This window comes from Pseudomonas sp. LAMO17WK12:I10, from assembly GCF_900215185.1.
Taxonomy (GTDB): Bacteria; Pseudomonadota; Gammaproteobacteria; order Pseudomonadales; family Pseudomonadaceae; genus Aquipseudomonas; species Aquipseudomonas chlororaphis.
The window spans coordinates 60,385-76,807 of the sequence record NZ_OBDX01000023.1 but is presented as its reverse complement, the minus strand read 5'-3'; the positions used below and the strand labels follow the sequence as shown (position 1 = coordinate 76,807).

The window sequence follows — 16,423 nt, the reverse complement described above, 5'->3', positions numbered from 1 at the left end:
GTGCGGCGGTCCGCCCTGCTGTAGCGAGTCACAGGCTTAGATCTTGCCGACCAGGTCCAGGGAAGGAGCCAGGGTAGCCTCGCCTTCTTTCCACTTGGCTGGGCAGACTTCGCCTGGGTGGGCAGCGACGTATTGAGCGGCCTTGATCTTGCGCAGCAGCTCGGAAGCGTCACGGCCGACACCGCCGTCGTTGATTTCAACGATCTTGATCTGGCCTTCAGGGTTGATCACGAAGGTGCCACGGTCAGCCAGACCGGCTTCTTCGATCAGCACGTCGAAGTTGCGGGAGATGGCCAGGGTCGGGTCGCCGATCATGGTGTAGCGGATCTTGCCGATGGCTGGCGAAGTGTTGTGCCAGGCAGCGTGGGCGAAGTGGGTGTCGGTCGAAACGCTGTAGATTTCCACGCCCAGTTTCTGGAATTCGGCGTAGTTGTCTGCCAGGTCTTCCAGCTCGGTTGGGCAAACGAAGGTGAAGTCAGCCGGGTAGAAGAACACGACGGACCATTTGCCTTTCAGGGTGGCGTCCGACACTTCGATGAACTCGCCATTCTTGAAGGCGGTTGCTTTGAACGGTTTGACTTGGCTGTTGATGATAGGCATCGGTGATTCTCCATCAGTGGGTAAAAACTTGGGTTGAAAACTTGATGGGGAGAATCCTAACCAATGCTCCCAGCCAAGGCTCATTGGCAAAGCTGATGCTGCTGATTAGGTTTGGCTATTAGCGCGCAGTATTAATAGAAGAAATGCGTATTTACTCGCCGACCGGCTTTTCCTGGCTCAGGGCCATGCCGAGAAATGGGCTGGCCTCAACGTAACGCATGGCCGACTTGATGTCCTTCCAGCCGACATAGCTCATCAGCGACTTGAGGTCCCAGCCGCTGCGGTGGGCCCAGGTGGCAAAGCCGCGGCGCAGGGAGTGGCTGGTGTACTGGTCTGCGGCGACCCCGGCGCGCTCCAGCGCCTGGCGCAATAACGGGATCACGCTATTGGCGTGCAGGCCCTCCTCGCCCAAATGGCCCCAGCGGTCGATGCCACGGAACACCGGCCCGCGCACCAGGGCCGCGGTGCTGATCCACTCGATATAGGCCTGGACCGGGCACAACCGGCGCAGCGCCGGAGTATGCCAGGTCTTGCCGAGGTTGTCGCGGTCGCTCTTGCTGCGGGGCAGATACAGGCTGATGCCGGAACCCGCCACCGCCTGCACATGCTCAATCCGTAGCCGGCACAACTCATCGCTGCGAAAGCCGCGCCAGAATCCCAGGAGAATCAGCGCGCTGTCACGCCGCGCCCGCAGCAGCGCCGGTTGATTGTCATCGAGCCGGGCCTGGATGGCTTCCTGCTCCAGCCAGGCGATTACCTGCTCCAGATGCTGCAACTGCAAAGGCTCGGCCTGTTTTTCCTGGGCCGGGTGCAGGGCGCGAATGCCCTTGAACACCTGGCGCACCACCGGCGCCTTGGTCGGGTCGGCGAAACCCTGGCTGTTGTGCCATTGCGCCAGGGCCGAGAGCCGCAACTTCAGGGTGTTGATCGACAGCTCCCCCGCATACGCCGCCAGATAACGCGCCACGCTGTCGCTGGTCGCCGGCAGGAACCCGCCCCAGGTCACCTCGAAATGCTCGATGGCCGCCCGGTAACTGCGCCGGGTGTTGTCGCGGGTCGCGGCATACAGATAACGATCCAGATCACTCATGGCTTGTTCGACTCGTCTTGCGTACGGAAATAGCGGATGGCAACAGGGCGTTCTGGCTATGACACGGGGTAATACCAGTATATCCCATGTCAATAATTAGAATATTTATCTTTGATTTTATTGTACAATTACACTTTATACATACCACGTAAAAAAGTACGTAATCGTAGGAGATCCCATGGCTCGTGGCGGCGTTAACAAGGCGGTGGTGCAAATTGCCCGTTCGGCAATCCTCGCTCGCGGCGAACACCCCAGCATCGATGCGGTGCGCATCGAAATGGGCAATACCGGCTCGAAAACCACCATTCACCGCTACCTGAAGGAGCTGGAGCAAAGCGAAGCCCGCCGCGCCGCGCCGCAGGAAGCCTTGGAAGAAGAACTGACGGAACTGATCCAGCGCATGGCCCAGCGCCTGCGCGAACAGGCTCAGGAGCCCGTGGCGCAGGCCCAGGCGCAAGTGGAGGAAATGAATCAGGAACTGGCGGCGCAGCAGGCCGCGGCCAAACAGGCGCAGGCCCAGCTGCAGCAGCAATTGCAGACCCAGGCTGCAGCCCTGGCCAGCGAAAGCAGGCTGCTGCAGGAAACCCGCGCCACCCTGCAGAGCGAACAGACACGCAATGCCGGACTGAACCAGGCCCTGGCCGACTTCGAATTGCGCCTGAAAGACAAGGACGAGCAGATTCGTTCACTGGAAGAAAAGCACCTGCACGCCCGGGACGCCCTCGAGCATTACCGCAGCGCGGTCAAGGAGCAGCGCGAACAGGATCAGCGCCGCCATGAAGGCCAACTGCAGCAGGTGCAACAGGAACTGCGCCAGGCCCAGCAAAGCGCATTGGTGCGCCAGGACGAGATCACCCAACTGCACCGCGACAACGAACGCCTGACCAGCGAGCAGCGCGCCACCCAGAAAGAGTTGCGCCAGGCACAGGAGCAGGCACAGAAAACCGACAGCAAGCTTGGCCAGTTGCTGGAGCAATCCACCCGCTTGAACAGCGAACACACCCTCCTCCAGGAACGCCTGCGCGTCGCCTTGCTGGAAAGTCATGAGTTCAAGCAGAACCTGGAGCAGCAGTTGCAGGACAATCGACAACTGGAACTGCGCGCTACCAAGGCCGAGGCCAGCCTGGAGGCCCTGCAACGGGCTGCCGCCGCGAAGGCCGAGGCGCAGCCAGAAACAGAAGAGCCGCGGCCGGAGCCGCCAGAGCAGGCTTAACCGGCGACCGGCGTGCGCATGGTGACAAACTCTTCGGCGGCCGTCGGGTGCACCCCGATGGTTTCGTCGAAGTCACGCTTGGTGGCGCCGGCCTTCAAGGCAATCGCCAGGCCCTGGACGATCTCGCCGGCGTCCGGGCCGACCATATGGCAGCCCAGCACCTTGTCGGTCTCGGCATCCACCACCAGCTTCATCAGCGTGCGCTCCTGGCACTCGGTCAGGGTCAGCTTCATCGGCCGGAAGCGGCTTTCGAAGATCTGCACCTTGTGCCCGGCTTCCCGCGCCTGCTCTTCGGTCAGGCCAACGGTGCCGATATTCGGCAGGCTGAACACTGCGGTCGGGATCATGTTGTAGTCCACCGGACGATACTGCTCCGGCTTGAACAGACGCCGCGCCACAGCCATGCCTTCGGCCAGGGCCACCGGCGTCAACTGCACACGCCCGATCACATCGCCAATCGCCAGGATCGACGGCTCGGCGCTCTGGTACTGCTCATCGACCTCGATGAAGCCACGCTTGTCGAGCTTCACCCCGGTATTTTCCAGCCCCAGGTTGTCGAGCATCGGCCGCCGGCCGGTGGCGTAGAACACACAATCGGTGGCCAGCTCGCGACCATCCTTGAGCGTGACCTTCAGGCTACCGTCAGCCTGCTTTTCGATGCGCTCGATATCGGCATTGAACTGCAGGTCGAGCCCACGCTTGGTCAGTTCTTCCTGCAAGTGCTTGCGCACCGCACCATCGAAGCCACGCAGGAACAGCTCGCCGCGATACAGCAACTTGGTGTCCGCGCCCAGGCCATGGAAGATCCCGGCGAACTCCACCGCGATATAACCGCCGCCCACCACCAGGATGCGCTTGGGCAGTTCCTTGAGGAAAAACGCCTCGTTGGAGCTGATGGCGTGTTCGCGCCCCGGAATATCCGGGATCTGCGGCCAGCCACCAGTGGCGATCAGGATGTGCCTGGCGGTGTAGCGCTGGCCATTGATCTCCACCTGGTGCGGGTCGATCAGCCTGGCGTGGCCTTCGTGCAGGGTCACGCCGCTGTTGACCAGCAGATTGCGATAGATGCCGTTCAGGCGATTGATCTCGCGATCCTTGTTGGCGATCAGCGTGGCCCAGTCGAAGTCGGCTTCGCCCAGGCTCCAGCCGAAGCCAGCGGACTGCTCGAAGTCTTCGGCGAAGTGGGCGCCGTACACCAGCAGTTTTTTCGGCACGCAGCCGACGTTGACACAGGTACCACCCAGATAGCGGCTTTCGGCGACCGCGACTTTCGCGCCAAAACCCGCGGCGAACCGCGCCGAACGCACACCGCCGGAACCGGCGCCAATTACATAAAGATCAAAATCGTAGGCCATTTCACTCTCCCAGGCAGGCTGACAGCATAACCGCAGATGCGTATCCGGTCAGCGCTAGAGGATTTACATAGAGGCATAAAACGAAAAAGCCACCCGAAGGTGGCTTTTCAGTACAAGGGCAAAGCGGGCTATCAGTAAGCCTTGCCGGTCTTGTAGAAGTTCTCGAAGCAGAAGTTGGTCGCGTCGATGTAGCCTTCGGCGCCACCGCAGTCGAAACGCTTGCCCTTGAACTTGTAGGCCATGACGCAGCCATTCTGGGCCTGCTTCATCAGGGCGTCAGTGATCTGGATTTCACCACCCTTGCCTGGCTCGGTCTGCTCGATCAGGTCGAAGATGTCCGGAGTCAGGATGTAACGGCCGATGATCGCCAGGTTCGACGGGGCATCTTCCGGCTTTGGCTTCTCGACCATGCTGTGTACGCGGTAGATGTCGTCGCGGATCATCTCGCCGGCGATTACACCGTACTTGTTGGTTTCCTGCGGATCGACTTCCTGGATGGCCACGATCGAGCAGCGGAACTGCTTGTACAGCTTGACCATCTGGGTCAGTACGCCGTCGCCTTCCAGGTTCACGCACAGGTCGTCCGCCAGGACCACGGCGAACGGCTCGTCGCCGATCAGTGGACGGCCGGTCAGGATCGCGTGACCCAGGCCTTTCATCTCAGTCTGACGGGTGTAGGAGAACGAGCACTCGTCCAGCAGCTTGCGGATACCGACCAGGTATTTTTCCTTGTCGGTGCCCTTGATCTGGTTTTCCAGCTCATAGCTGATGTCGAAGTGGTCTTCCAGGGCGCGCTTGCCGCGACCGGTGACGATGGAGATTTCGTTCAGACCGGCATCCAGCGCTTCTTCAACGCCGTACTGGATCAGTGGCTTGTTCACCACCGGCAGCATTTCTTTGGGCATGGCTTTAGTCGCTGGCAGGAAGCGAGTACCGTAACCGGCTGCTGGGAACAAGCATTTCTTGATCATATGAGTCCTTAAAAGGGCTGTACGTACGAATTTCGGCGCAGTCTAATCAGGCCGCGTGCGCCTTACAATGGGTCGCAGTGGCTAACCGCTGCCATCTAAGAGAAATATTGCCGCGGATAGTTCCCCACATAGTTCCCCGCCTTGTTCTGCACATAGCTGCGCACATTGTTCCGCGCGCTCCGCACATCGTTTCGAACCGGCTTGCCAACACGGCTTCGCAGCATCGTACAGATAGCCCGCGCCGTAAACCGCCATCTGGCTGCAAAGCCTTAATTTTCTGCGTCCCGCCCTTGTCCGCACGCTTACAGGAACTCGTTTACCGCTATCATGGCGCCCTTGAACCCCGCCAACGAGGCAGATAGATGTCGGCAACAAAAAGCGTAAACGGTTACCAGATCAAGCAGTTGAAAGACGGCCAGTGGTGGTTGGTCAGCGCCCAGGGCGAGAACGTCGCCGGACCTTTCGCCAGCGAAGCGATGGCGGTCGAAGTGGCATCGGTGTTCGAAGATTCCGCAGGCCACGCCTCGGCGCGTCGCAGCCCCAAGTCCTGAGACGGCCTCTGCACCGAAGAGCCCTGCCCCGCGCAGGGCTTTTTCATGCCGGCCTATACCGCAGTGGCGGTTCGCTATAGCATCTCGTCCCAGACGCTCGCCAAGGGTGTCCAGCCCTCCCCCGGGGCTCAACTTCTCGATGACGACCACACCCATGCACAAACTTCTGGCACTGACTGCGGTACTGGCCCTGAGCGGATGCGCCACCGTTTCCGATACCTACCTGGAGAACGGCGAGCAAGGCCTGAGCATCGATTGCTCCGGCGAAGCCAGCTCCTGGGCCAGTTGCTATGAAAAGGCCGACGCCTCCTGTGCTGGCACCGGCTATCGGATCATCGGCACCGACGGCACGCCGTCGCTCAAGGAAAGCGACAAGACCCTGGGGGCGGACGTTGGCAACTACAAAAGCCGCAGCGTCGTAGTGGTCTGCAAGTAACAGACGCCCTGCCTACATATGAATCTCGGCAAACTTGATGCCCAGGTTGCGAATGGTTTCGATCAGGTCGTCCAGTCGGTCGAATGACTCGACTTCATCGTTGTCATCCACCAGAAAATAGCTGCGCCCCGCGCTTTTCTTGAAGAACACGATCCATTCCCCGGAATTCGCCGGATTCTGAATCACATGGGTCGCAGAGATATGCCCCTCCGCATGCCTCTCCCGGACTGTTTCGCGCTTCATGCTTTCTCCCAAAAAACGATGCCGCCGAAACCTGGGTTTCGACGGCATCTTTGACGATGGCCGACAGTTTATCGGATGCCCTGGCCAATCAGCACGCCATCTACCGTCTGGCCATACAGATTGACCCCGTCGTTGGCGTGGAACTTGAGCCGGGTCTTCTCGATGGAGCCCTCCACCAGCCGCGGATCCTGCGGTCGTTCATGGCGATTGACGAACGCCGCCACGTCCCAGGCCTGTTGGTCGCTCAAGCTGCCGGCCTTGCCCAGGGGCATGTTGTATTTGATAAAGGACGCCGCCGTGTTGATCCGGTGCATGCCCGCGCCCCAGTTATACGAGTCCTTGCCCCAGAGCGGCGGCATAACATAGTCCGCGCCGACCTTCTGGCCCTGGCCGTTGTCACCATGGCAAACCGCGCATTGCGCCCGGTACACCTGCTCGCCACGCGCCAGGTCGTAGCCCTGGGCCGGCTGCGGCACCTCGGGGTAACCTCGCCCGGGCAACTCGACAGCGGTCGGCGCCTTGCTCGCCAGCCAGTAGGAATACACCGACAAAGCAGTGATCTCGTAGCTGTCGGCGGCCGGCGGCGTGCCGTTCATGCTGAACTGGAAACAGCCCTGCAAGCGTTCGGCGTAGGTGTTCACCTTGTCGTTCTTCTTGCGGTAGGCCGGGTACATCGGATAGGCGCCCCACAGCGGCGCGGAGTTGGCCAGTCGCCCCTGGTCCAGGTGGCAGTTGCTGCAATTGAGGCCATTGCCGACGAACTTCGGCGCCAGGCGCTTGGTATCGACGAACAGCGCATAGCCGTCGCGAACCATCTTGCCGTAGGCATTGTCCGGCAACTCGCTCTCCGCCGGTGGCTGGAAATACCCGGGATGGGCAGCGTTCACCGCCGGCTCCCGCAACTGTGACTGGTCCTCCATGGCGACCGCGGCGCCATAAGCCTGGGCCGTCAGCAAAGCGAGGGAAAAGCCCAATAGAAGATCACGCTTCATGGCTTGGACTCCTGGTTATCGGCCTTGGCCAACTGACTGCCGACCTTGGCGAAATAATCGGCCACCGCCGTGATTTCCTCGGGGCTCAGGGCTTTGGCGATGTGTCCCATCAGGTCGTTCGGATCGTTGCGGCGCGTGCCGTCACGCCAGGCATTCAATTGCCCGGCGAGGTACGCCGCGGGTTGCCCGGCCAACGGCGGAAAGGCGTCTCCCACGCCCACGCCACCCGGCCCATGACAGGTCACGCACTCCGGAACCTGCCGCTCCCAGGCGCCGCGCAAGGCCAGCTTCGCACCCACGCCTTCAGCCAGGGAACTGCGGTTGATCGGCGCTGGCGTCGCCGCCGGCATGGCCGCCAGGGTCTGGCTGACCGCGTCTATCTCGTCATCGCTCAGGGCCTTGGCCAGTGGCTGCATGACCGGGTTGCTGCGCGCACCACTGCGAAAATCTTCCAGCTGCTTGCGCAGATAACCCGCCGACAATCCCGCCACGCGCGGAAAGCCGGCGGCCGCCAGGCCCAGGCCATCGCCACCATGACAGGCCAGGCACGCCGTGGCGCCGGGCTGCGCGCCACCCTGGGCAAAGACTTTCTGCCCATCCACGGCCTGGGCATTGGCGACAAAAAACAGCATCAGGCTGCTCAGCAGTATTCGATCCACGGGGATCATGGCGAACTCCATTTTTCTAGTTATATTCTTAGGCTTATTTTATATAAGCCTACAAAGAGTAGGCCAATAGACCTTTGGCTACAACGCCAAACCCACCGGGCCTGCCTTGCCACCGGGCACAAAAAAACCCGCCCTCGCCACGGAAATCCGGGCCAGGGCGGGCTCTTGAAAAATCCCTCGGCTATCAGCCGGAAATGCAGTCCTCCGCCGCCTTGCGGATATCGCCCGGACGCATGGGCACATTGGACATGCTTTCATGCAGCTTGATGCTGCTGCCGCCGGAACGCTCCTCGATATCGAATACCGCGGTCGGGCCCGACGAGACTTTCTGCGGAACGATGATGCGCATGCCGTCCTTATGCGGTTCGACCTGCAGCTGGCCACGGCTGTCAGCCAGTTTGTCGCTGACGCACTTGGCGTACTCCTGTGGCTTTTTCCCTGAAATCACGTTCAGGGTGGGCAATGTCTGGTTAATATCCGAGACCGTCGCACAGCCACTGATCGCCAAGGCCAGAATCAACACACCCCACTTCATACATTTCCTCCGATAAAGACCGTCCGACCGCAGAAATGGCATTTTTCTCCGGATCAGTCAGATTTATCCTAAATAATCGGCAAATAACTGTTTTAAATTGTCAAAGCCGCCTGCCGCGGCCTGATAAACTGCGCCATCGTTTTGATTTTGTAGCAAAAGCCCTTCTGGAGGCGCCCATGAAATTTATCCACCAGCGCGAGCACCTCAACGAAGACGATATCGTCGTCATCGAATGCTCCCAGGTCTGCAACATCCGCCTGATGAACGACGCCAACTTCCGAAGCTTCAAGAACGGCGGACGTCACACCTATCATGGCGGCGCGTTCGACAAGTTCCCGGCCAGGATCACCGCGCCGAGCACCGGCTTCTGGAACATCACCATCGACACCGTCAACCGCCGGCCCATCAGCGTTACCCGCAAGCCGAACCTGACCCACTCGATCAAGATCATCCGCCGGTCCAGCTCGAAACTGCGCTGAACCCCGCCCCAGCCCGCGACAGACAGGTATCACCGTGGCCCAAACGACCAAGTACGTCATCAAATACAAACTCAACGGCGAGCGCCGTTTCGAGTTCGCCCAGCTGGAAAGCGGCACTCAGGAAGAAGCCAAGGCCGCGCTGGAAGCCCTGCATGGCCAGACCGACGACGTCATCAGCGACGTTAGCGTGAGCAAGGCGCTGTAAGTCCCTACTCGTAGAGCCTGTGACGAATTCGAACGCAAGCGACGGAGTGTGAGCGGCCCGCGCACTTCCCAGAATGGTGGACTTCAACCTCTACTCCGGGAACCGCCAGCATGTCCGCCTCCTCCCTCGAACAACGTCTTGCCTGCCTGGACTGGGCCTCGATCGAGCAGCAGCTCGACCAGGACGGCAGTGCGGTGATCGACAACCTGCTCAGCGCTGACCAATGTCATGAGCTCAGCGGTTTGTATCCCCACAGCGAGTTGTTTCGTTCGCGGGTGGTCATGGCCAGGCACGGTTTCGGCCGCGGCGAGTATCAGTATTTCGCCTACCCCTTGCCGCAACGGGTCGCCGAGTTGCGCGGCCAGTTCTATCCGTGCCTGGTGCCACTGGCCAATCGCTGGAACCAGCTGATGAATATCCCCGTGCAATATCCGCCCCGGCACGAAGATTTTCTCCAGCGCTGCCACGCCGCCGGTCAGCAGCGGCCGACGCCCTTGTTGCTGCAGTACGGCCCGCAGGATTACAACTGCCTGCATCAGGATGTGTATGGCGACAACGTATTCCCCTTGCAGGTCGCGATCCTCCTGTCCCGTCCCGGGATCGATTTCACTGGCGGCGAATTCGTCATCACCGAGCAACGTCCGCGCATGCAGTCGCGGCCGCAGGTCATCGGTCTGAAGCAGGGTGATGCGCTGATCTTCGCCGTGCATCATCGTCCGGTACCTGGCGTGCGCGGCCATTACCGGGTGACGTTGCGCCATGGCGTCAGCCGCTTGCACAGCGGTCGCCGCCATACGCTAGGAGTGATCTTCCACGATGCCCAGTAACGGTAACTTCACCGCCGAGCTGTTCGGCGAACCCGAGCTGCAACAGGCGCCCCGCACCGACCAGGTCGGCCCGCAGTCCTTTGTGCTGCGTGGCTTCGCCCTGCCCTGGGTCGAACGCCTGCTACCGGCCCTGCATGGCGTGCTGCGCGCCGCGCCGTTCCGGCAAATGGTCACGCCGGGCGGTTTCACCATGTCGGTGGGCCTGAGCAATTGCGGCCAGCTGGGCTGGACCACCGACCGCAGCGGCTACCGTTACACCGCCATCGACCCGCAGAGCGGCCAGCCCTGGCCGGCGATGCCCGAGGTGTTGCGCGAACTGGCCCGGGCCGCCGCGACCCAGGCCGGTTTTGCCGGGTTCGAACCGGACGCCTGCCTGATCAATCACTATGTGCCCGGTGCCCGCATGTCCCTGCACCAGGACAAGGACGAACGCGATTACGACGCACCGATCGTCTCCGTCTCCCTGGGCTTGCCAGCGGTGTTTCAGCTGGGTGGCGAGCGCCGCAGCGACCGCCCGTTGCGGGTGCCGCTGCTGCATGGAGATGTGGTGGTCTGGGGCGGTGTCGACCGCTTGCGTTATCACGGCGTGCTGCCACTCAAGGAAGGCACGCACCCGCTGCTGGGCCCACGACGCATCAACCTGACCTTTCGCCGGGCCGGTTGATCCCGCGGGAATTCAAGCGCAAGACTCGGAGTGCCAGGCACCCTGCCCTTGGTTAATCTGAGCGACAACCGCCACCGAATAGAGCCCATGACCATGGTCCAGCCCAAGCCCACCACCACCGCAAGCGATCCACGCTGGCTCGCCGTCCTGGCCCGTGATGCGCGCGCCGATGGCCAGTTCGTCTATGGCGTAAAAACCACCGGGGTCTACTGCCGCCCCAGCAGCCTGTCGCGCCTGCCACGGCCGGAGAATGTCGAATTCTTCGACACCGCGGAACAAGCCGAAGCCGCCGGTTACCGGCCGAGCAAACGCAGCGCCAGCGACCAGACCCAGGTGGCCGCGCAGCATGCCAGCCTGGTGGCCGCCGCGTGCCGGCAGATCGAGTCGGCCGAAGCGCCGCCCAGCCTGAAACAGCTGGCCGAGCAAGCCGGCATGAGCAGCTTCCACTTTCACCGGGTGTTCAAGGCCGCCACCGGACTGACCCCGAAAGGCTACGCCAGCGCCCACCGTTCGCGACGGGTGCGGCGCCAGCTGGAGCACGGCCACTCGGTGACCGACGCGCTGTACGACGCCGGCTTCAATTCCAACAGCCGCTTCTACGAAACCGCCGACCAGTTGCTCGGCATGAAACCCAGCGACTACCGCGCCGGCGGCCTGAACGCCGATATCCGCTTCGCCGTCGGCCAGTGCTCCTTGGGGGCGATTCTAGTCGCCCAGAGTAATCGTGGGGTCTGCGCGATCCTGCTGGGCGACGACCCCAATGCCCTGGTGCAGGACCTGCAGGACAAATTCCCCCGGGCCAACCTGATCGGCGCCGACCAGGGTTTCGAGCAACTGGTGGCCAAGGTGGTGGGGTTCATCGAAGCACCGGCCATTGGGCTGGACCTGCCGCTGGACCTGCAAGGCACGGCGTTCCAGGAGCGGGTGTGGCTGGCCCTCAAGGAGATTCCGCCGGGCAGCACCGCCAGCTACGCCGAGATCGCCCAGCGTATCGGCGCGCCGAAGTCCTTTCGCGCCGTGGCCCAGGCCTGTGGGGCCAATAGCCTGGCGGTGGCGATCCCTTGCCACCGGGTGGTGCGCAGCGACGGCAACCTGTCCGGCTACCGCTGGGGCGTGGAGCGCAAGCGTCAGTTGCTCGAACGCGAGAACTCGTCCGAGGCCTGAATGCCGATGTACACCGACACCGATTCCGGCCCGGTGTACACCTCGAAGTCCGTGGCGAAGCGCCGGCGGACCTGCGGGTTGTCCTCGAAGTAGGCCCAGACCAGGCCCCAGGTCTGGATCACCACGTCGGGCATCGGCCCCTTGGCGGAGAACGCCAGGTACTCGCCGCCCTGCACCTGCACCAACGGATAGTCGGCGTTGCCTTCGCCCACCGCCACGCCAGCGGTGACATCGAAGTGCCCCGAGGCATCGGACTCGTAGTTGGAGTACAGGCCATAGATGAACGAGTCCGACTGCCGATGACCGATGCTGTCGAACAAGCCTTCGACAAAAAACCGCTCCCACATCGGCCCGATCCGCGCGCTGTCCGTTTGTTGCTCGTCGGCATTGCAGGTGCGTACCTGCAAGCCCGAGACACAAAAAGGCTGAACCTCTCGCAGTTTGACATCCATGCTTGGTACTCCTGTCTGGCGTTTATCTGGGTGACCGGCGCGCACGGTATCAGCGATTCACATCCACCACCACGCGCCCGCGCAACTCGCCGGCCAGCAGGCGCGACGCGGCGGCGATGGCTTCGCTGAGGCCGATCTCATGACTGATCAACGGCAGCAGGGCCGGGTCCAGATCGCGGGTCAGGCGCTGCCAGGCCTCGATCCGCCGGGCCTTGGGCTGGGTCACACTGTTGATCCCGGCCAGGGTCACGCCCCGCAGGATGAAGGGCGCCACCGACGCCGGGAAGTCCATGCCCTGGGCCAGCCCGCAGGCGGCCACGGTGCCGTTGGCCTGGGTGCTGGCGCAGGCATTGGCCAGGGTATGGCTGCCCACCGAGTCGATCACCGCCGCCCAACGCTCCTTGGCCAACGGCTTGCCCGGCGCGGACAGGCTGGCACGGTCGATGATCTCGCTGGCGCCCAGGCGCTTGAGGTAGTCATGCTCGGAAGTGCGCCCGGTGGACGCCACCACCCGATAACCGAGCCGGGCCAACAGGGCTATGGCGAAGCTGCCGACCCCGCCATTGGCCCCGGTGACCAGCACCTCGCCCTGGTCCGGGGTCAGGCCATGGCGCTCCAGCGCCAGGATGCTGAGCATCGCCGTGTACCCCGCCGTGCCGATGGCCATGGCCTCGGCCGCGCTGAACGCCTGGGGCAAGGGAATCAGCCAGTCGCCGTCCAGCCGTGCCTTCTGCGCCAGGCCGCCCCAATGTCCTTCGCCCACGCCCCAACCGTTGAGCAGCACCGGGTCGCCGGGCTGGTAGTCCGGGTGGCTGCTGGACTCGACAATGCCTGCCAGATCGATCCCCGGCACCATGGGAAACTTGCGCACCACCGGGCTGCTGCCGGTGATGGCCAGGCCATCCTTGAAGTTCAGGGTGCTGTAGGCCACCCGCACTGTCACATTACCCTCGGGCAACTGCTCTTCGTCAATCTCGCGCAGCGCCGCGCGATAACCGGTGTCGTCTTTCTCGATCAAAATACCCTTGAACATCACTGCCTCCCGATAGACCCATGGCCGGGCCGTGAACTTGAGTTTCAGGTTACAAAGTCGCCACCTTCCCAGCCCAGGCGAGAAAAATCCACGCTCTTTTCGTCGTAGGCCGCCCACGCCCCGCTCCTGCCGGTGATCATGCCGCCCCAGCCAAAGTCGACTGGCCTTGATTGCCTGTCTCCTGATACAAACCCCGGATTGCCGTCCTTCTTTTTTGACGTCGGAGCATCATTCAACATGAGCCAATGGCCTGACACCCGTATTCTCGACCTGCTGGGCATCGAGCTGCCGATCATCCAGGCGCCGATGGCCGGAGCGACCACTACCGCCATGGTGATCGCCGCCGCCCAGGCGGGTGGCCTGGGTTCCCTGCCCTGCGCCATGCTGACGGCCGAGCAGATCCGCCAGGATGTCCAGAGCATCCGCCAGGCGACCCGCGCGCCGCTGAACCTGAATTTCTTCTGCCACCAGAACCCGACACCCGACCCGGAACGGGAAACCCGCTGGAAAAATACCCTGGAACCCTACTACCGCGAGCTCGGCGTCGATTTCGATGCGCCGACCCCGGTCAGCAGCCGCGCGCCCTTCGACACCGTCAGTTGCGAACTGGTGGAAGAACTGCGCCCGCAAATCGTCAGCTTCCACTTCGGCCTGCCGGCGCCGGCCCTGCTCGCGCGGGTCAAGGCTACCGGGGCGAAGATCCTGTCGTCGGCGAGCACCGTCGATGAAGCGATCTGGCTGGAACGGCACGGCTGCGATGCGATCATCGCCATGGGCTACGAGGCCGGCGGCCATCGGGCGATCTTCCTCAGCGAAGACCTCAACACTCAGGTCGGCACCATGGCCCTGGTGCCGCAGATCGTCGATGCGGTGCGGGTGCCGGTGATCGCCGCCGGCGGGATCGGCGACGCCCGTGGCATAGTCGCGGCCTTTGCCCTCGGCGCCTCGGCGGTGCAACTGGGCACCGCCTACCTGTTCACCCCGGAAGCCAAGGTCAGTGCCGCCCATCACAAGGCCCTGCGTACCGCCAAGGAGAGCGAAACCGCCCTGACCAACCTGTTCACCGGGCGCCCGGCGCGGGGCATTCTCAACCGGGTGATGCGCGACATCGGCCCGATCAGCCCCCTGGCGCCGGCCTTCCCCCTCGCCGGTGGCGCGCTGATGCCGCTGCGCGCCAAGGACGACGCCGACTTCGCCAGCCTCTGGTCCGGCCAGGCATTGCGCCTCGGGGTCGAACTACCGACCGCGGAACTGACCCGCACCCTGGCCGCCCAGGCCCTGGCCAAGTTGACCGGCCGCTAAACCCGGCACGCCGCGACTGCGGTCGCGGCGTTTTGCGCAAAACCTCCATTTGCCCTCAAGGCCGCGCGACCTTTGCAGTTTCGTTCGCTGGCGATTCGCTATATATTTCCGTATACAGCGTTTCACCCACCCCCGGTGCCGTCCATTTCCAATACCGCCAACCGCCCAACGTCCCTTCGCCAATGGAGCTGTTCATGAACCGTCGTCTCTCAGGTTTTGCCCCGACCTGCCTTGCCGCCTTGCTCGCCGCCTGCGCTTTGGGCCCGGCCCAGGCCGCTGAAGTGCAGGTGGCGGTCGCCGCCAACTTCACCGCGCCAATCCAGGCCATCGCCGCCGACTTCGAGAAAGACACCGGGCACAAGCTGGTGGCCGCCTATGGCGCTACCGGGCAGTTCTATACCCAGATCAAGAACGGTGCGCCGTTCGAAGTGTTCCTCGCCGCCGACGACAGCACCCCGGAAAAACTCGACAGCGAAGGCGCCACCGTCAAAGGCTCGCGCTTCACCTACGCCATCGGCACCCTGGCGCTGTGGTCGGCCAAGGATGGCTACGTCGACAGCCAGGGCCAGGTGCTCAAGGCCAACCAGTACCAGCACCTGTCCATCGCCAACCCGAAAGCCGCGCCTTACGGCCTGGCCGCCACCCAGGTATTGGCCAGGCTGGGCCTGAGCGAGCAGGTCAAGGGCAAGCTCGTCGAAGGCCAGAACATCACCCAGGCCTATCAGTTCGTCTCCACCGGCAACGCCGAACTGGGCTTTGTCGCCTTGTCGCAGATCTACAAAGACGGCAAAGTCAGCAGCGGCTCGGCCTGGATAGTCCCGGCGCAGATGCACGACCCGATCAAACAAGACGCGGTGATCCTCGACAAGGGCAAGGACAACCCGGCGGCCAAGGCCCTGGTTGACTACCTCAAGGGACCGAAAGCCGCTGCCATCATCCAGTCCTACGGTTACCAACGCTAAATGCCGCTATCGAGTGCCGACTTTTCCGCCATCTGGCTGACCCTGCAACTGGCGTCGCTGACGACCCTGATCCTGCTGATCGTCGGTACGCCGATTGCGTTATGGCTGTCGCGCACGCGCTCGTGGCTGCGGGGGCCGATCGGCGCCATAGTCGCCCTGCCCCTGGTCCTGCCGCCGACGGTGATCGGCTTTTACCTGCTGCTCGCCCTCGGCCCCAACGGCTCCATCGGCCAGCTCACCCAGTCCCTCGGCCTGGGCACCCTGACCTTCAGTTTCAGCGGCCTGGTGATCGGCTCGGTGATCTATTCCATGCCCTTTGTCGTGCAGCCGCTGCAGAACGCCTTTAGCGCGATCGGCACCCGTCCGCTGGAAGTGGCGGCGACCTTGCGCGCCAATCCCTGGGACACCTTCTTCAGCGTGATCCTGCCGCTGGCCAGGCCGGGGTTCATTACCGCGGCCATTCTCGGTTTCGCCCACACCGTCGGCGAGTTCGGCGTGGTGCTGATGATCGGCGGCAATATTCCCGAGAAGACCCGGGTGGTCTCGGTGCAGATCTACGACCACGTCGAAGCCCTGGAATACGCCCAGGCCCACTGGCTGGCCGGTACCATGCTGGTGTTCTCGTTCCTGGTGTTGCTGGCGCTGTACTCCAGCCGCAAAACCCGCGCTGGCTGGAGTTGA

Annotated in this window: 22 protein-coding genes; 11 read left to right on the top strand and 11 right to left on the bottom strand. The window is 62.8% G+C overall.

The annotated features are described in order from the left end of the window. Positions 1-36 precede the first annotated feature (36 nt). Complete coding sequence (gene ahpC, locus CRO75_RS23080) at positions 37-600, bottom strand: alkyl hydroperoxide reductase subunit C (RefSeq protein WP_007921754.1); 564 nt, start codon at positions 598-600, stop codon at positions 37-39. Between the two features lie 151 nt (positions 601-751). Then, positions 752-1,690 carry a site-specific integrase gene (locus CRO75_RS23075; RefSeq protein ID WP_097138462.1) on the bottom strand — a complete coding sequence of 313 codons (939 nt, stop codon included), beginning with the start codon at positions 1,688-1,690 and terminating at the stop codon, positions 752-754. Between the two features lie 178 nt (positions 1,691-1,868). On the opposite strand from CRO75_RS23075, the gene CRO75_RS23070 reads away from it, so the two are divergent. Continuing rightward, a complete protein-coding gene (locus CRO75_RS23070; RefSeq protein WP_097138461.1) occupies positions 1,869-2,903 on the top strand; it encodes a DNA-binding protein in 1,035 nt (344 codons plus the stop codon). Here the strand turns inward: CRO75_RS23070 and gorA are convergent. After that, the gene (gorA, locus tag CRO75_RS23065) at positions 2,900-4,258 is read right to left on the bottom strand and encodes a glutathione-disulfide reductase (protein ID WP_097138458.1); all 1,359 of its coding nucleotides are present in this window, start codon (positions 4,256-4,258) and stop codon (positions 2,900-2,902) included. The two genes, CRO75_RS23070 and gorA, sit on opposite strands and share 4 nt — an antisense overlap. Before the next feature lie 131 nt (positions 4,259-4,389). After that, positions 4,390-5,229: a UTP--glucose-1-phosphate uridylyltransferase GalU gene (gene galU, locus CRO75_RS23060; RefSeq protein ID WP_011061681.1), complete on the bottom strand. Its 840-nt coding sequence runs from the start codon at positions 5,227-5,229 to the stop codon at positions 4,390-4,392. A gap of 362 nt (positions 5,230-5,591) precedes the next feature. On the opposite strand from galU, the gene CRO75_RS23055 reads away from it, so the two are divergent. Next, positions 5,592-5,780, top strand: a complete 189-nt coding sequence (locus CRO75_RS23055; RefSeq protein ID WP_007921742.1) for a hypothetical protein — start codon at positions 5,592-5,594, stop codon at positions 5,778-5,780. 154 nt (positions 5,781-5,934) lie between these two features. After that, positions 5,935-6,216, top strand: coding sequence for a hypothetical protein (locus tag CRO75_RS23050; RefSeq protein WP_007921741.1), 282 nt, complete (start codon positions 5,935-5,937; stop codon positions 6,214-6,216). Between the two features lie 12 nt (positions 6,217-6,228). On the opposite strand, the gene CRO75_RS23045 is transcribed toward CRO75_RS23050, so the two are convergent. The 4 genes from CRO75_RS23045 to CRO75_RS23030 form a co-directional block, all read right to left on the bottom strand. Further along, on the bottom strand, positions 6,229-6,459 hold the full coding sequence (locus tag CRO75_RS23045; RefSeq protein ID WP_007921740.1) for a hypothetical protein: 231 nt from the start codon (positions 6,457-6,459) through the stop codon (positions 6,229-6,231). 68 nt (positions 6,460-6,527) lie between these two features. Further along, a complete protein-coding gene (locus CRO75_RS23040) occupies positions 6,528-7,451 on the bottom strand; it encodes a c-type cytochrome (protein ID WP_097138456.1) in 924 nt (307 codons plus the stop codon). Next, positions 7,448-8,119, bottom strand: a complete 672-nt coding sequence (locus tag CRO75_RS23035; RefSeq protein WP_097138454.1) for a c-type cytochrome — start codon at positions 8,117-8,119, stop codon at positions 7,448-7,450. Before CRO75_RS23035 ends, CRO75_RS23040 begins: the two co-directional genes overlap by 4 nt. Before the next feature lie 184 nt (positions 8,120-8,303). Then, positions 8,304-8,654 carry a hypothetical protein gene (locus CRO75_RS23030; protein ID WP_053261499.1) on the bottom strand — a complete coding sequence of 117 codons (351 nt, stop codon included), beginning with the start codon at positions 8,652-8,654 and terminating at the stop codon, positions 8,304-8,306. A 176-nt stretch (positions 8,655-8,830) separates the two neighbouring features. On the opposite strand from CRO75_RS23030, the gene CRO75_RS23025 reads away from it, so the two are divergent. From CRO75_RS23025 to ada, 5 genes are all read left to right on the top strand, one after another. Then, positions 8,831-9,133 carry a DUF1883 domain-containing protein gene (locus tag CRO75_RS23025; RefSeq protein ID WP_009044224.1) on the top strand — a complete coding sequence of 101 codons (303 nt, stop codon included), beginning with the start codon at positions 8,831-8,833 and terminating at the stop codon, positions 9,131-9,133. A 34-nt stretch (positions 9,134-9,167) separates the two neighbouring features. Continuing rightward, the gene (locus CRO75_RS33055) at positions 9,168-9,338 is read left to right on the top strand and encodes a hypothetical protein (RefSeq protein WP_007921734.1); all 171 of its coding nucleotides are present in this window, start codon (positions 9,168-9,170) and stop codon (positions 9,336-9,338) included. Positions 9,339-9,448: 110 nt separating this feature from the next. After that, positions 9,449-10,165 carry a 2OG-Fe(II) oxygenase gene (locus CRO75_RS23015; protein ID WP_097138452.1) on the top strand — a complete coding sequence of 239 codons (717 nt, stop codon included), beginning with the start codon at positions 9,449-9,451 and terminating at the stop codon, positions 10,163-10,165. Continuing rightward, entirely contained in the window at positions 10,155-10,829 is a 675-nt protein-coding gene (gene alkB / locus CRO75_RS23010; protein ID WP_097138450.1) for a DNA oxidative demethylase AlkB, read from the top strand. The genes CRO75_RS23015 and alkB overlap by 11 nt, the downstream gene beginning before the upstream one ends. A gap of 87 nt (positions 10,830-10,916) precedes the next feature. Continuing rightward, complete coding sequence (gene ada / locus CRO75_RS23005; RefSeq protein ID WP_097138448.1) at positions 10,917-11,993, top strand: bifunctional DNA-binding transcriptional regulator/O6-methylguanine-DNA methyltransferase Ada; 1,077 nt, start codon at positions 10,917-10,919, stop codon at positions 11,991-11,993. On the opposite strand, the gene CRO75_RS23000 is transcribed toward ada, so the two are convergent. From CRO75_RS23000 to CRO75_RS32625, 3 genes are read right to left on the bottom strand one after another with little or no spacing between them, the layout of a single operon-like run. Then, complete coding sequence (locus CRO75_RS23000; protein ID WP_097138446.1) at positions 11,957-12,445, bottom strand: GyrI-like domain-containing protein; 489 nt, start codon at positions 12,443-12,445, stop codon at positions 11,957-11,959. The genes ada and CRO75_RS23000 overlap by 37 nt on opposite strands. Before the next feature lie 49 nt (positions 12,446-12,494). Then, positions 12,495-13,478, bottom strand: a complete 984-nt coding sequence (locus tag CRO75_RS22995; protein WP_097138445.1) for an MDR family oxidoreductase — start codon at positions 13,476-13,478, stop codon at positions 12,495-12,497. 44 nt (positions 13,479-13,522) lie between these two features. Then, complete coding sequence (locus tag CRO75_RS32625) at positions 13,523-13,717, bottom strand: hypothetical protein (protein ID WP_143504015.1); 195 nt, start codon at positions 13,715-13,717, stop codon at positions 13,523-13,525. On the opposite strand from CRO75_RS32625, the gene CRO75_RS22990 reads away from it, so the two are divergent. The 3 genes from CRO75_RS22990 (at position 13,716) to modB (ending at position 16,423) form a co-directional block, all read left to right on the top strand. Continuing rightward, positions 13,716-14,780: a nitronate monooxygenase gene (locus tag CRO75_RS22990; protein WP_097138443.1), complete on the top strand. Its 1,065-nt coding sequence runs from the start codon at positions 13,716-13,718 to the stop codon at positions 14,778-14,780. The genes CRO75_RS32625 and CRO75_RS22990 overlap by 2 nt on opposite strands. Before the next feature lie 194 nt (positions 14,781-14,974). Further along, positions 14,975-15,742 carry a molybdate ABC transporter substrate-binding protein gene (modA, locus tag CRO75_RS22985; RefSeq protein WP_097138441.1) on the top strand — a complete coding sequence of 256 codons (768 nt, stop codon included), beginning with the start codon at positions 14,975-14,977 and terminating at the stop codon, positions 15,740-15,742. Next, the gene (gene modB / locus CRO75_RS22980; protein WP_097138439.1) at positions 15,743-16,423 is read left to right on the top strand and encodes a molybdate ABC transporter permease subunit; all 681 of its coding nucleotides are present in this window, start codon (positions 15,743-15,745) and stop codon (positions 16,421-16,423) included. It abuts the gene before it with no gap.